At 58.9% G+C, this 13984-nt stretch carries 16 protein-coding genes; 11 read left to right on the top strand and 5 right to left on the bottom strand.

Annotated features, from left to right (window positions below; translation table 11 throughout):
- The first annotated feature begins 69 nt into the window (after positions 1-69).
- Entirely contained in the window at positions 70-687 is a 618-nt protein-coding gene (gene bamJ, locus ACA057_RS27100) for a BamJ family beta-barrel-assembly machinery protein (RefSeq protein ID WP_103303603.1), read from the top strand.
- A gap of 129 nt (positions 688-816) precedes the next feature.
- On the opposite strand, the gene ACA057_RS27095 is transcribed toward bamJ, so the two are convergent.
- From ACA057_RS27095 to ACA057_RS27085, 3 genes are all read right to left on the bottom strand, one after another.
- Entirely contained in the window at positions 817-1074 is a 258-nt protein-coding gene (locus tag ACA057_RS27095) for a PA4570 family protein (RefSeq protein ID WP_059402011.1), read from the bottom strand.
- 206 nt (positions 1075-1280) lie between these two features.
- On the bottom strand, positions 1281-1622 hold the full coding sequence (locus ACA057_RS27090) for a zinc ribbon domain-containing protein YjdM (RefSeq protein ID WP_010467527.1): 342 nt from the start codon (positions 1620-1622) through the stop codon (positions 1281-1283).
- Between the two features lie 176 nt (positions 1623-1798).
- Positions 1799-2767: a polyprenyl synthetase family protein gene (locus ACA057_RS27085; protein WP_059402010.1), complete on the bottom strand. Its 969-nt coding sequence runs from the start codon at positions 2765-2767 to the stop codon at positions 1799-1801.
- A gap of 240 nt (positions 2768-3007) precedes the next feature.
- Here ACA057_RS27085 and rplU point away from each other — a divergent pair, with 240 nt between their 5' ends.
- From rplU to ACA057_RS27060, 5 genes are all read left to right on the top strand, one after another.
- A complete protein-coding gene (gene rplU, locus ACA057_RS27080; protein WP_003176051.1) occupies positions 3008-3322 on the top strand; it encodes a 50S ribosomal protein L21 in 315 nt (104 codons plus the stop codon).
- Between the two features lie 34 nt (positions 3323-3356).
- Positions 3357-3632 (top strand): 50S ribosomal protein L27, encoded by a 276-nt coding sequence (gene rpmA, locus ACA057_RS27075; protein WP_059402009.1) that lies wholly within the window; start codon positions 3357-3359, stop codon positions 3630-3632.
- A gap of 193 nt (positions 3633-3825) precedes the next feature.
- Positions 3826-5049 carry an Obg family GTPase CgtA gene (gene cgtA / locus ACA057_RS27070; RefSeq protein ID WP_497343775.1) on the top strand — a complete coding sequence of 408 codons (1224 nt, stop codon included), beginning with the start codon at positions 3826-3828 and terminating at the stop codon, positions 5047-5049.
- Between the two features lie 137 nt (positions 5050-5186).
- Positions 5187-6305, top strand: coding sequence for a glutamate 5-kinase (proB, locus tag ACA057_RS27065; protein ID WP_401362008.1), 1119 nt, complete (start codon positions 5187-5189; stop codon positions 6303-6305).
- A gap of 12 nt (positions 6306-6317) precedes the next feature.
- Positions 6318-6782, top strand: coding sequence for a CreA family protein (locus ACA057_RS27060; protein ID WP_497343773.1), 465 nt, complete (start codon positions 6318-6320; stop codon positions 6780-6782).
- Positions 6783-6963: 181 nt separating this feature from the next.
- On the opposite strand, the gene rpsT is transcribed toward ACA057_RS27060, so the two are convergent.
- Positions 6964-7242 carry a 30S ribosomal protein S20 gene (rpsT, locus tag ACA057_RS27055; RefSeq protein ID WP_008154937.1) on the bottom strand — a complete coding sequence of 93 codons (279 nt, stop codon included), beginning with the start codon at positions 7240-7242 and terminating at the stop codon, positions 6964-6966.
- A 252-nt stretch (positions 7243-7494) separates the two neighbouring features.
- Here rpsT and murJ point away from each other — a divergent pair, with 252 nt between their 5' ends.
- The gene (murJ, locus tag ACA057_RS27050) at positions 7495-9033 is read left to right on the top strand and encodes a murein biosynthesis integral membrane protein MurJ (protein ID WP_497343771.1); all 1539 of its coding nucleotides are present in this window, start codon (positions 7495-7497) and stop codon (positions 9031-9033) included.
- Here the strand turns inward: murJ and ACA057_RS27045 are convergent.
- Positions 9025-9255, bottom strand: a complete 231-nt coding sequence (locus ACA057_RS27045; protein WP_497350066.1) for a hypothetical protein — start codon at positions 9253-9255, stop codon at positions 9025-9027. The genes murJ and ACA057_RS27045 overlap by 9 nt on opposite strands.
- Here ACA057_RS27045 and ribF point away from each other — a divergent pair.
- From ribF to fkpB, 4 genes are read left to right on the top strand one after another with little or no spacing between them, the layout of a single operon-like run.
- Entirely contained in the window at positions 9163-10113 is a 951-nt protein-coding gene (ribF, locus tag ACA057_RS27040) for a bifunctional riboflavin kinase/FAD synthetase (protein ID WP_497343769.1), read from the top strand. The genes ACA057_RS27045 and ribF overlap by 93 nt on opposite strands.
- Positions 10114-12945 (top strand): isoleucine--tRNA ligase, encoded by a 2832-nt coding sequence (ileS, locus tag ACA057_RS27035; RefSeq protein ID WP_497343767.1) that lies wholly within the window; start codon positions 10114-10116, stop codon positions 12943-12945.
- Positions 12938-13450, top strand: a complete 513-nt coding sequence (gene lspA / locus ACA057_RS27030) for a signal peptidase II (RefSeq protein ID WP_497343765.1) — start codon at positions 12938-12940, stop codon at positions 13448-13450. Before ileS ends, lspA begins: the two co-directional genes overlap by 8 nt.
- Positions 13451-13457: 7 nt before the next feature.
- Complete coding sequence (fkpB, locus tag ACA057_RS27025) at positions 13458-13895, top strand: FKBP-type peptidyl-prolyl cis-trans isomerase (RefSeq protein WP_497350031.1); 438 nt, start codon at positions 13458-13460, stop codon at positions 13893-13895.
- Positions 13896-13984 lie beyond the last annotated feature (89 nt).

Below are 13984 nucleotides of genomic sequence, written 5' to 3'. Positions count from 1 at the left end.
CCGGGCGCTCCGGGACGCGCTGTGCACGCACGGCAAGTTCCTGGGCCGTCCGCACAGCGGAGCAGTGTCATGTCCGAAGTAAATCTGTCCACCGACGAAACCCGCGTCAGCTACGGCATTGGCCGTCAGTTGGGCGACCAGCTGCGCGACAACCCGCCACCGGGCGTTAGCCTGGACGCGATCCTGGCTGGCCTGACCGACGCCTTCGCTGGCAAGGAAAGCCGTGTAGGTCAGGAAGAAATGTCCGCAAGCTTCAAAGTCATTCGCGAAATCATGCAGGCCGAAGCTGCAGCGAAAGCTGAAGCCGCTGCTGGCGAAGGCCTGGCGTTCCTGGCTGAAAACGCCAAGCGTGATGGCATCACCACCCTGGCTTCCGGCCTGCAATTCGAAGTGCTGACTCAGGGTGAAGGCGCCAAGCCAACCCGTGAAGACCAAGTGCGCACTCACTACCACGGCACACTGATCGACGGCACTGTCTTCGACAGCTCCTACGAGCGTGGCCAGCCTGCAGAATTCCCGGTTGGCGGCGTGATCCCTGGCTGGACCGAAGCCCTGCAACTGATGAACGCCGGCAGCAAATGGCGTCTGTACGTGCCGAGCGAACTGGCTTACGGCGCTCAAGGCGTTGGCAGCATTCCGCCGCACAGCGTACTGGTATTCGACGTCGAACTGCTCGACGTTCTGTAATCCCAGGCCTGTCCCTGTGGCAGGCTAATGTGGGAGCCAGCCTGCTGGCGATGGGGTCGACCGGGTTTTATTCAGGACCGAGTTGACACCATCGCCAGCAGGCTGGCTCCCACAGTTTTGTCGCACGGCTCATATTTCGATCTTGTGCTGCAGTTCATTCGTCGGGCGCAATGCCCGGGCATAGCAGAACAGAAACAGATTGCGCACCAGTTCCTTGAGCACCACCGGCTCGCTGGAACTCAGGCCGTTGACGTCCAGATCACCCTGATCCTGCAACTCGTTTAAGGCTTCTTCTTCAAGCACCGCACAGACTTCCCCGGTTTCCCGATGCAGGATCCTGAGGTAAGGGTGTGGGCGGTCCAGCCAGGCATCGATCAAATAAGTCATGGTTCTCATCTCCATTGATGGGTTTCAATGAGAATAATTCTTATTCATTAAATAGCAAGGATCTATTGGTGGTTTGTGTTTTTTTCAGGGTAAAGATTGCGTAAGGTCAAAACGGCTGGCGTTTGGCTACTGCGAGGGATTGCTGGGCGGAGCAGGAGAGGGTGAAGCACCATCCCACGCCGGGCGCAGGATGGAGTACAGCAGGCTCAGACTTTTCTGACGAACTCGGATTTGAGCTTCATCGGGCCAATGCCGTCGATCTTGCAGTCGATGTCGTGATCGCCATCGCACAGGCGGATGTTCTTGACCTTGGTGCCGACCTTGACCACCAGCGACGTGCCCTTGACCTTGAGGTCCTTGATCACGGTGATGGTATCGCCGTCCTGCAGGACATTGCCCACCGAATCCTTTTTCACGGTGTCATCCGACGCTGCTTCGGCTTCGCCGCTGGCGGACCACTCGTGGGCGCACTCAGGGCAGATCAGCTGGGCGCCGTCTTCATAGGTGTATTCGGAATTGCATTTTGGGCAGGGTGGCAACGTGCTCACTAAAGCTCCTTGGATTGAGGATCGCTAAAAGTCGCACATTATATAGGGTTTTAGGCGGGGGAGGGCGACGCATGATTTGTAAGAGCGAGGCTTGCCCGCGAAGGCGATCTGCCAGTCGACATCAATTTGACTGACAATCGCCTTCGCGGGCACGCCTCGCTCCTACAGAAGCTCGCTTAGTGCGTGCGGGCGACCGCAAACTCGCTCAGCTCGACCAGTGCGTCGCGGTACTCGCTGGCTGGCAGCGCGTCGAGGCATTTGATCGCACGGGCCACATAGTCGCGGGCCAGTTTCGCGGTGTAATCCAGCGAGCCCGAGGCTTCCACGGCTTCGCGGATGCTTTCCAGGTCTTCGATACCGCCTTTCTGGATGGCCTTGCGCACCAGTGCAGCCTGCTCCGGCGTACCTTCGCGCATGGTGTAGATCAGCGGCAGGGTCGGCTTGCCTTCGGCCAGGTCGTCACCGACGTTCTTGCCCAGGGTTTCGGCATCGCCACGGTAATCCAGCAGGTCGTCGACCAGTTGGAACGCCACGCCCAGGTGATCGCCGAACGTACGCAGCGCTTCGCTTTGCTCCGGCGAGGCACCGGCCAAAGCGGCGGCGCTGTGGGTCGAGGCTTCGAAAAGCATCGCGGTCTTGCCGCGGATGACTTCCATGTAGGTTTCTTCGGTAGTGCTGGCGTCGCGAACCTTCGACAGTTGCAACACTTCGCCTTCGGCGATAATGCGCGTGGCTTGCGAAAGGATCTTCATCACCGGCATGGAGCCCAGTTCGACCATCATTTCGAAAGAGCGCGAATACAGGAAGTCGCCTACCAGTACGCTCGGGGCGTTGCCCCACATGGCGTTGGCGGTCGAGCGGCCACGGCGCATGCCGGACATGTCGACCACGTCGTCATGCAGCAGGGTGGCGGTGTGCAGGAACTCGATGGTCGCGGCCAGCAGGCGCAGGTCATCGCCTTCGCGGCCCAGCGCCTTGCCACACAGCAACACTAATAAGGGACGCAGGCGTTTACCGCCGGCCGAGGTAATGTAATCGCCGATTTTCGATACCAGCGGCACTCGGGAAGTCAGCTGCTTCTTGATGATGCCGTCGACGGCGCTAAAATCGTCCGCCACCGCGCGGTAGAAAGCTTGGGGTTGCATCAGCGACAGTTGCTCCAGAAGGGTTGCGCGGCATGCTAGGACCCACGTCGACGGGTGTCAAGGCGCGATGGACGGCCTCTTGCATCGCTCAAGCAGCTTGCGTACAATCGCGCACCCTGAACTTCCTGGGCAGCACCTGCCTTACGCAATTGCAAAAAGGCCTTCCAGCCTTATGCAGCCATGCCAGCCAATACCTCTTCTTATAAAGAGCTGGGTGAGCAGGATTATCGGAGAAATACCATGTCGTACGCAGTAATTGTTACTGGTGGCAAGCAATACAAGGTCGCCCCGGGTGAATACCTGAAGATCGAAAAACTGGAAATCGCTACCGGCGAATCCGTTACTTTTGATCGCGTTCTGTTGGTCGCCAATGGCGATGACGTGAACATCGGCGCTCCAGTTGTTGCTGGCGCTACCGTTGTGGCTGAAGTGATCTCCCAAGGTCGTCACGATAAAGTCCGCATCATCAAGTTCCGTCGTCGTAAGCACCACATGAAGCGTATGGGCCACCGCCAGTGGTACACCGAGATCAAAATCACCGGTATTCAGGCTTAATTTCAGCCTAATTCCTCACTAGGAGAATTGACTCATGGCACACAAAAAAGCTGGTGGTAGTACCCGTAACGGTCGCGACTCAGAAGCTAAACGCCTTGGCGTGAAGATGTATGGCGGCCAGGCTATCATTCCGGGCAACATCATCGTGCGTCAGCGCGGCACCCAATTCCACGCCGGTTACGGTGTTGGCATGGGTAAAGATCACACTCTGTTCGCTAAAATCGACGGCGTGATCAAGTTCGAAGTAAAAGGCGCTTTCAACCGCCGTTACGTGAGCATTGTCCCGAAGACTGAAGTCGTCGCGGCATAATTACGTAGTTGCTGGAAAAGCCCTGTCTCGCGACGGGGCTTTTTCGTTTGTGGGGTGAGTCTCTTGCAAAGCTGTTTGTAATGGGCTCCAGCGCTGGATTTGCGGTCGTTGATTGAGGTCGCTGCGCTCATTTTTGCAAGAGTCTTATGTCTAGATTTTTTCGGCTCGTCCGTATGACGAGAGGCGTTTTGTTATGAAGTTTGTTGATGAAGTATCGATTCGAGTAAAGGCCGGTGACGGCGGCAACGGTTGCATGAGCTTCCGTCGCGAAAAGTTTATTGAGAACGGCGGCCCGAACGGCGGTGACGGTGGTGACGGCGGCTCGGTCTACATGATCGCCGACGAAAACCTCAACACCCTGGTGGATTACCGTTACACCCGGCACTTTGATGCCGAGCGTGGTTCCAACGGCGGCAGCACCGACTGCACCGGCAAAAAAGGTGAAGAGCTGGTGCTGCGCGTTCCGGTCGGCACGACAGTGATCGACTCCGCCACACAGGAAGTCATCGGTGACCTGACCAAGGCCGGTCAAAAGCTGTTGGTGGCCCATGGTGGCTGGCACGGTCTGGGCAACACCCGTTTCAAATCCAGTACCAACCGCGCTCCGCGTCAGACCACTCCGGGTAAGCCGGGTGAGGCGCGTGACCTCAAGCTGGAAATGAAGGTGTTGGCTGACGTCGGTCTGCTGGGCTTGCCGAACGCCGGTAAAAGTACCTTTATCCGTTCCGTTTCGGCCGCCAAGCCGAAAGTCGCCGACTACCCGTTCACCACGCTGGTGCCGAACCTGGGTGTGGTCAGCGTCGATCGCTGGAAAAGCTTCGTGGTCGCGGACATTCCGGGCCTGATCGAAGGCGCTTCCGATGGCGCGGGCCTGGGGATTCGCTTCCTCAAGCACTTGTCGCGTACTCGCCTGCTGTTGCACCTCGTGGACATGGCGCCGCTGGATGACGCCAGCGCTCCGGATGCGGCTGAAGTGATCGTCAGCGAACTGACCAAGTTCAGCCCGTCCCTGGCTGAGCGTGATCGTTGGCTGGTGCTGAACAAGTGCGACCAGATCCTTGAAGAAGAGCACGATGCTCGCGTCAAGGAAATCGTTGATCGCCTGGAATGGACCGGTCCGGTCTACGTGATCTCGGCCATCTCCAAGCTCGGCACCGAGCGTCTGTGTCACGACATCATGCGTTACATGGAAGATCGTGCTGACCGTCTGGCTAACGACCCGGCTTACAAGGAAGAGCTTGCCGATCTCGATCAGCGCATCGAAGACGAAGCCCGTGCCCAGTTGCAGGCCCTGGATGACCAGCGTGCCCTGCGCCGTAGCGGCGTGAAGTCGGTCCATGACATCGGCGACGATGATTGGGACGAAGAAGATGTGGATGACGAAGACGGTCCGGAAATCATTTACGTGCGTGACTGATTCGTTGCGATAAACTTAAGCGCCGCTCACTAGAGCGGCGTTTTAGTATCTGGAAATCGATCGTTGGTCACGAATAACCACGATTAACGTCACGGGCAGTGCCAGGTCGTGCTGCCCTCAAGCTAAGGTTGAAGATGATGCGGAGCAAGGTGACAGGTGCGCAGCGTTGGGTCGTGAAGATCGGCAGCGCTTTGCTGACGGCGGACGGCAAGGGCCTGGATCGCGCGGCAATGGGTGTCTGGGTCGAACAGATGGTGGCCTTGCATGAGGCGGGCGTCGAGTTGGTGCTGGTGTCCTCCGGGGCGGTAGCGGCCGGCATGAGCCGTCTGGGCTGGACCGCACGACCCAGTGCAATGCACGAGCTCCAGGCTGCTGCTGCCATCGGCCAGATGGGCCTGGTGCAAGCCTGGGAGTCGAGCTTCGCCGAGCATGGCCGGCACACCGCGCAGATTCTCCTGACTCACGATGACTTGTCCGACCGCAAGCGCTACCTGAATGCGCGCAGCACCTTGCGCGCGTTGGTTGAGCTGAAAGTGATCCCGGTGATCAACGAAAACGACACCGTGGTCACCGATGAAATCCGTTTCGGCGACAACGATACGCTGGCTGCGCTGGTGGCCAACCTGGTCGAGGCTGACTTGCTGGTGATCCTCACCGATCGCGACGGCATGTTCGACGCCGACCCGCGCAATAACCCGAATGCCAACCTGATTTACGAAGCGCGTGCCGATGATCCGGCGCTGGATGCAGTGGCGGGCGGTACCGGTGGTGCGTTGGGTCGTGGCGGCATGCAGACCAAATTGCGTGCTGCGCGTCTGGCGGCCCGTTCCGGCGCCCATACGATCATCGTTGGCGGGCGCATTGAGCGTGTGCTGGATCGCCTCAAGGCGGGCGAGCGCATCGGCACCTTGCTCTCGCCGGAGCGCGGCCTGTTGGCGGCGCGCAAGCAGTGGCTGGCCGGGCATCTGCAAACCCGTGGCACCCTGGTGCTGGACGCCGGTGCAGTGACTGCATTGTCCAAGGGCAACAAAAGTTTGCTGCCGGTGGGGGTCAAATTGGTCCAAGGCAGTTTCCGTCGTGGCGAAATGGTCGTGTGCGTGGCACCGGACGGGCGTGAAATCGCCCGAGGCCTGGCCAACTACAGCGCTCTGGAAGCACAAAAAATCATCGGTCAGTCGTCTGAGGCGATTGTCGGTCTGTTGGGTTACATGGCTGAGCCTGAACTGGTTCACCGCGATAACCTGATTCTGGTCTGAAGGAATATCTGAATGCGCGTGGCAAAGGGAATATTGGGGCTGCTGTTGGCGATGCCGCTGCTGGCTTCGGCTGAGGAGATTGGCCAGGTATCGACGGTGTTCAAGTTCGTCGGGCCGAATGACCGTATCGTCGTAGAGGCGTTTGATGATCCGAAGGTTGAAGGCGTGACCTGCTACCTGTCGCGCGCCAAGACCGGTGGTGTGAAGGGTGGTCTGGGCTTGGCCGAAGATCGTGCCGAGGCGTCCATTGCTTGCCGCCAGGTCGGTCCGATCAGCTTCAAGGGTGAGCTGAAGGATGGCGACGAGGTGTTCAAGGAGCGCACGTCGCTGGTATTCAAGACCATGCAGGTGGTGCGGTTCCTCGACAAGAAGCGTAATACGCTGGTGTATCTGGTCTACAGCGATCGTCTGATCGAGGGCAGTCCGCAGAATGCGGTAACGGCAATCCCGATTCTGCCGTGGGCGCACGCCCAGTAATCTGACAAAGATCCAAACTGTGGGAGCGAGCCTGCTCGCGAAGCGGTGTATCAGTCAGCATCGATGGTGACTGACACGCCCTTTTCGCGAGCAGGCTCACTCCCACATTTTTTGCGTCGCCTGTTAAATCGCAGGCAATAAAAAACCGACCCTGAGGTCGGTTTTTTAACAAGCTTATCGCTTAGGCGGCAACAGCAAGGTTCAGAGCCTTGACGTGACCGTTCAGGCGGCTCTTATGACGAGCTGCCTTGTTCTTGTGGATGATGCCTTTATCGGCCATACGGTCGATAACTGGCACAGCCAGAACGTAAGCTGCTTGAGCTTTTTCAGCGTCTTTTGCGTCAATGGCTTTAACTACATTCTTGATGTAGGTACGAACCATGGAACGCAGGCTGGCGTTGTGGCTGCGACGCTTCTCAGCCTGTTTTGCACGTTTTTTGGCGGAAGGTGTGTTGGCCACCGTCGAGCTCCTCGAAAGACTTTTTAGGAAATAGCAAACAAAATAGGCCGCGAATCATGCCGATGAGTTGATGTCTTGTCAAGGGCGGTTGAGACGTTCCGCTAAGTGGTAGGTATAAAGAGGCGGGATATTTATTTCCGGCGCTTGACCTGTAAACTCGCGAGCTTTGGCTCTGTGCTGCTGCGGCGCGGAGTATCGCATAAGTGGGCGCTTTGTTCGCCTGCTGTTTATCGACAGGCACAAACTCTTTCAATGAATCTGCTCAAATCGTTGGCCGCCGTCAGCTCTATCACGATGCTTTCCCGGATTCTGGGGTTCGTCCGTGACACGCTCATCGCACGTGCATTTGGCGCAGGGATGGCGACCGACGCCTTCTTTATCGCCTTCAAACTGCCCAATCTGCTGCGGCGAATCTTCGCCGAGGGCGCATTTTCCCAGGCCTTCGTGCCGATTCTTGCCGAATACAAGAACCAGAAGGGCGAGGAGGCGACGCGAACGTTCATTGCCTACGTCTCGGGTTTGCTGACGCTGGTGCTGGCGTTGGTCACGGCGCTGGGCATGATCGCCGCGCCGTGGGTGATATGGGCCACCGCGCCGGGCTTCACCGACACGCCGGAAAAATTCGAGCTGACAGCCAGTCTGCTGCGGGTGACCTTCCCTTATATTTTGCTGATCTCCCTGTCTTCACTCGCCGGTGCGATCCTCAATACCTACAACCGGTTTTCGGTGCCGGCCTTCGTCCCGACTTTACTTAACGTCAGCATGATCATTTTCTCGGTGTTTCTGACACCGTACTTCGATCCGCCGGTGATGGCCCTTGGCTGGGCGGTTCTGGTGGGTGGTCTGGCGCAATTGCTCTATCAGCTGCCGCACCTGAAAAAAATCGGCATGCTGGTGCTGCCACGCCTGAATTTGCGCGATAGTGGCGTCTGGCGGGTAATGAAGCAGATGCTGCCGGCGATTCTCGGCGTTTCGGTGAGCCAGATTTCCCTGATCATCAACACCATTTTTGCCTCGTTTCTGGTTGCCGGTTCAGTGTCCTGGATGTATTACGCCGACCGCTTGATGGAATTGCCCTCCGGCGTGCTGGGTGTGGCATTGGGCACCATCCTGCTGCCGACCCTGGCCAAGACCTACGCCAGCAACGATCGACACGAGTACTCGCGGATTCTCGATTGGGGCCTGCGTCTGTGTTTCATGCTGGTGCTGCCGTGCTCACTGGCGCTGGGGATTCTGGCCGAGCCGCTGACGGTTTCGCTGTTCCAGTACGGCCAGTTCAGTGCGTTTGATGCGTCCATGACCCAGCGAGCGTTGATCGCTTATTCAGTCGGTTTGCTCGGGATTATCGTGATCAAAGTGCTGGCGCCGGGCTTTTATGCGCAACAAAACATTCGTACGCCGGTAAAAATCGCGATTTTCACACTGGTCTGCACGCAATTGTTCAACCTGGTGCTGATCGGTCCGCTGGCTCACGCGGGCCTGGCCCTGGCCATTAGCGCGGGTGCCTGCCTGAATGCCGGGCTGCTGTTCTATCAACTGCGCAAGCAGCAGATGTACCAGCCGCAACCGGGTTGGGCGAAGTTTGGCGCCAAGCTGGTCGTCGCGGTCGTCGTCATGTCCGCGGTATTGCTGGCCGGAATGCATTTTATGCCGGCCTGGGATCAGGGCCATATGCTCGAGCGGTTCCTGCGTCTGGGGGCTCTGGTGGCGGCTGGTGTCGTGTCTTATTTCGGTATGTTGCTGTTGATGGGCTTCCGTTTGCGCGACTTCAATCGCAAAGCGTTAAGCTGAGGTCCAGACCTCGATAAACACGGGCGGGCTGGCGGTTTTGTCGGCTCGATCACTTTGGGTTACGGTGTTGCCTGTCGTCGGCCGCCGGGTGTGGTTATAATCGACCACTTTATGAGCAAGAAGCGCGTTATGCAGCTGGTTCGAGGCCTCCACAATCTGCGCCCCCAGCATCGGGGCTGTGTCGCCACTATTGGCAACTTTGACGGTGTTCACCGTGGCCACCAGGCTATCCTGGCGAGGCTGCGTGAACGTGCAATCGAGTTGGGCGTGCCCAGCTGCGTGGTGATTTTCGAGCCGCAGCCCCGGGAGTTTTTTGCCCCCGACACGGCGCCGGCTCGTCTGGCCCGTTTGCGAGACAAATTGCAGCTGCTGGCCGAGGAAGGTGTCGACCGGGTCCTGTGCCTGGCCTTCAACCAACGCTTGAGCAAGCTCAGCGCCGCCGAATTCGTCGATACGATTCTGGTGGACGGCCTCGGCGTGCAGCACCTGGAGGTCGGTGACGACTTCCGGTTCGGTTGTGACCGGATAGGGGATTTCGATTTCCTGCAACAGGCCGGCGTCCACCAGGGCTTTACCGTCGAGGCGGCGCAAACCGTTGAACTGGACGGTATTCGCGTCAGCAGCACCCAGGTCCGCAATGCCCTGGCCGCTGCCGATTTTGCCTTGGCCGAACGCTTGCTCGGTCGTCCGTTCCGAATTGCAGGGCGCGTCCTGCATGGTCAGAAGCTGGCGCGCCAACTGGGCACGCCAACCGCCAATATACAACTCAAGCGTCGTCGCGTGCCGTTGTCCGGGGTTTACCTGGTCAACGTCGACATCGACGGCAAGACCTGGCCAGGCGTCGCCAATATCGGCGTGCGGCCAACGGTCCAAGGTGATGGCAAAGCCCACCTGGAAGTGCACCTTTTAGATTTTGCCGGCGATCTGTATGACCGGCGTTTGACGGTGGTTTTCCACCACAAGCTGCGTGAAGAGCAGCGTTTCGCCTCTCTGGAGGCGCTTAAGACGGCGATCAATGCGGATGTTGCCGCCGCCCGTGCCCTGTCGCACCTAGCGCCAATCGCTAATGAAGAGCCTTAAATGACCGACTATAAAGCCACGCTAAACCTTCCGGACACCGCCTTCCCAATGAAGGCCGGCCTGCCTCAGCGCGAACCGCAGATTCTGCAGCGCTGGGACAGCATTGGCCTGTACGGTAAGTTGCGCGAGATTGGCAAGGATCGTCCGAAGTTCGTACTGCACGACGGTCCTCCGTACGCCAACGGCACGATTCACATCGGTCATGCGCTGAACAAGATTCTCAAGGACATGATCATCCGCTCGAAGACCCTGTCGGGTTTCGACGCACCTTATGTGCCGGGCTGGGACTGCCACGGTCTGCCGATCGAGCACAAAGTCGAAGTGACCCACGGCAAGAACCTGGGCGCGGACAAGACCCGCGAACTGTGCCGTGCCTACGCGACCGAGCAGATCGAAGGCCAGAAGTCCGAATTCATCCGTCTGGGCGTGTTGGGCGATTTCGCCAACCCGTACAAGACCATGGACTTCAAAAACGAGGCCGGTGAAATCCGTGCCTTGGCCGAAATCGTCAAGGGCGGTTTCGTGTTCAAGGGCCTGAAGCCTGTGAACTGGTGCTTCGACTGCGGTTCGGCCCTGGCTGAAGCGGAAGTCGAGTACGAAAACAAAAAGTCCTCGACCATCGACGTCGCGTTCCCGATTGCCGATGAAGCCAAGCTGGCTGCCGCTTTCGGTCTTGCGTCGCTGGCCAAGCCGGCTTCGATCGTGATCTGGACCACCACCCCGTGGACCATTCCGGCGAACCAGGCGCTGAACGTTCACCCGGAATTCAACTACGCCCTGGTCGACGTCGGCGACAAGTTGCTGGTGCTGGCTGAAGAGCTGGTCGAGTCGTGCCTGGCCCGTTACAGCCTGGAAGGTTCGGTCATCGCGACCACCACCGGTAAAGCACTGGAACTGATCAACTTCCGTCACCCGTTCTACGATCGCCTGTCGCCGGTTTACCTGGCCGACTACGTCGAACTGGGCGCTGGCACCGGCGTGGTTCACTCCTCGCCGGCCTACGGCGTAGACGACTTCGTGACCTGCAAGAAGTACGGCATGGTCAACGATGACATCATCAATCCGGTGCAAAGCAACGGCGTTTACGTTACGTCGCTGGAGTTCTTCGGCGGCCAGTTCATCTGGAAAGCCAACCCGGCCATCGTCGACAAACTGACCGAAGTCGGTGCGCTGCTGCACACCAGCATCATTGAACACAGCTACATGCACTGCTGGCGGCACAAGACCCCGCTGATCTACCGCGCCACCGCGCAGTGGTTCATCGGCATGGACAAACAGCCTGAGACCGGCGAAACCCTGCGCAAGCGGGCGATCAAAGCCATCGAAGACACCAAGTTCGTCCCGGCCTGGGGCCAGGCGCGCCTGCACTCGATGATCGCCAACCGCCCGGACTGGTGCATCTCCCGCCAGCGCAACTGGGGCGTGCCGATCCCGTTTTTCCTGAACAAGGAAAGCGGCGAGCTGCACCCGCGCACTGCTGAACTGATGGAAGAAGTCGCCAAGCGCGTCGAAGTCGAAGGCATCGAAGCCTGGTTCAAGATGGACGCTGCCGAGTTGCTCGGTGATGAAGCGCCGCAGTACGACAAGATCAGCGACACCCTGGACGTCTGGTTCGATTCGGGCACCACGCACTGGCACGTCCTGCGCGGTTCGCACCCGATGGGCCACGAGACCGGCCCACGCGCCGACCTGTACCTGGAAGGTTCGGACCAACACCGTGGCTGGTTCCACTCGTCGCTGCTGACCGGTTGCGCCATCGACAACCACGCGCCGTACCGCGAGTTGCTGACCCACGGCTTCACCGTCGACGAGTCCGGCCGCAAGATGTCCAAGTCCTTGGGCAACGTGATCGCGCCGCAAAAAGTCAACGACACCTTGGGCGCCGACATCATGCGTCTGTGGGTGGCTTCCACCGATTACTCGGGTGAAATGGCAGTTTCCGAGCAGATCCTGCAACGCAGTGCGGACGCCTACCGGCGTATCCGTAACACCGCGCGCTTCCTGCTCTCCAACCTGACCGGCTTCAACCCGGCCACCGACATCCTGCCGGCCGAAGAAATGCTCGCGTTGGACCGTTGGGCCGTGGATCGTACCCTGTTGCTGCAACGCGAGTTGCAAGAGCACTACGGCGAATACCGCTTCTGGAACGTCTACTCCAAAATCCACAACTTCTGCGTGCAGGAGCTGGGCGGTTTCTACCTCGACATCATCAAGGACCGTCAGTACACCACTGGCGCCAACAGCAAGGCTCGCCGTTCGGCGCAAACCGCGCTGTACCACATCAGTGAAGCGCTGGTGCGCTGGATCGCGCCGATCCTCGCATTCACCGCCGATGAACTGTGGGAATACCTGCCGGGCGAGCGTAACGAATCGGTCATGCTCAACACCTGGTACGAAGGCCTGAGCGAGCTGCCGGAAGGCGTCAAGCTGGACCGCGCCTACTGGGAGCGGATCATGGCGGTGAAGGTCGCGGTCAACAAGGAAATGGAAATCCAGCGCGCGGCCAAGGCCGTCGGTGGCAACCTGCAAGCCGAAGTGACGCTGTTCGCCGAAGAGTCGCTGAGCGCCGACCTGGCCAAGCTGAGCAACGAACTGCGCTTCGTGCTGATCACCTCGACCGCTACCGTTGCACCGTTCGTGCAGGCGCCGGCCGATGCCGTGGTCACCGAAGTCAGCGGTTTGAAGCTGCAAATCGTCAAGTCGGCCTTTCCTAAGTGCGCCCGTTGCTGGCACTGCCGTGAAGACGTCGGTGTGAACCCGGAGCATCCGGAAATTTGCGGTCGTTGCGTCGACAACATCAGCGGCACGGGCGAGGTTCGTCACTATGCCTAATGCGGCTGGCCGTTTCGGACGGCTGAGCTGGCTCTGGTTGAGTTTGCTGGTCCTGGTCATCGACCAGGCCAGCAAGTTCTACTTCGAAGGCAAGCTCACGATGTACCAGCAGATTGTGGTCATCCCTGATTACTTCAGCTGGACACTCGCCTACAACACCGGCGCGGCGTTCAGCTTCCTGGCCGACAGCTCCGGCTGGCAGCGCTGGTTGTTTGCCCTGATCGCCGTGGCGGTGAGTGCGGTGCTGGTGGTGTGGCTCAAGCGTCTGGGGCGCAACGAAACCTGGCTGGCCGTCGCTTTGGCGCTGGTGCTGGGTGGCGCGCTGGGCAATCTGTATGACCGCATTGCCCTGGGCCATGTGATCGATTTCATTCTGGTGCACTGGCAGAACCGCTGGTATTTCCCGGCGTTCAACTTTGCTGACAGCGCTATTACTGTCGGCGCCGTGATGCTTGCACTGGATATGTTCAAAAGTAAGAAAACCGGAGAAGCCGTTCATGACTGAACAGGTATTGGCTGAGCAACGCATCCGCCAGAACACGGAAGTCACCTTGCACTTTGCACTGCGCCTGGAGAACGGCGACACCGTCGACAGCACCTTCGACAAAGCCCCGGCGACCTTCAAGGTCGGCGACGGTAACCTGTTGCCGGGTTTCGAAGCTGCACTGTTCGGCTTCAAGGCTGGCGACAAGCGCACGCTGACGATTCAGCCGGAAAACGCTTTTGGTCAGCCCAACCCGCAGAACGTGCAGATCATCCCGCGCACGCAGTTCAAGGACATGGAACTGTCACCGGGTTTGCTGGTGATCTTCAACGATGCGGCAAATACTGAGCTGCCGGGTGTGGTGAAAGAATTCGATGATGAGCAAGTGACCATCGACTTCAATCATCCGTTGGCCGGCAAAACCTTGACCTTTGACGTCGAGATCATCAACGTCAAATCGTTGTAAAACTGTGGGAGCGAGCCTGCTCGCGATGACGGTCTGACATTCAACATTGATGTCGACTGATACTCCGCCATCGCGAGCAGGCTCGCTCC

It is taken from the genome of Pseudomonas sp. LBUM1661 (assembly GCF_059695925.1).
The sequence above is the reverse complement of the archived record's forward strand: the minus strand, read 5'-3'. Positions and strand labels throughout refer to the sequence as shown.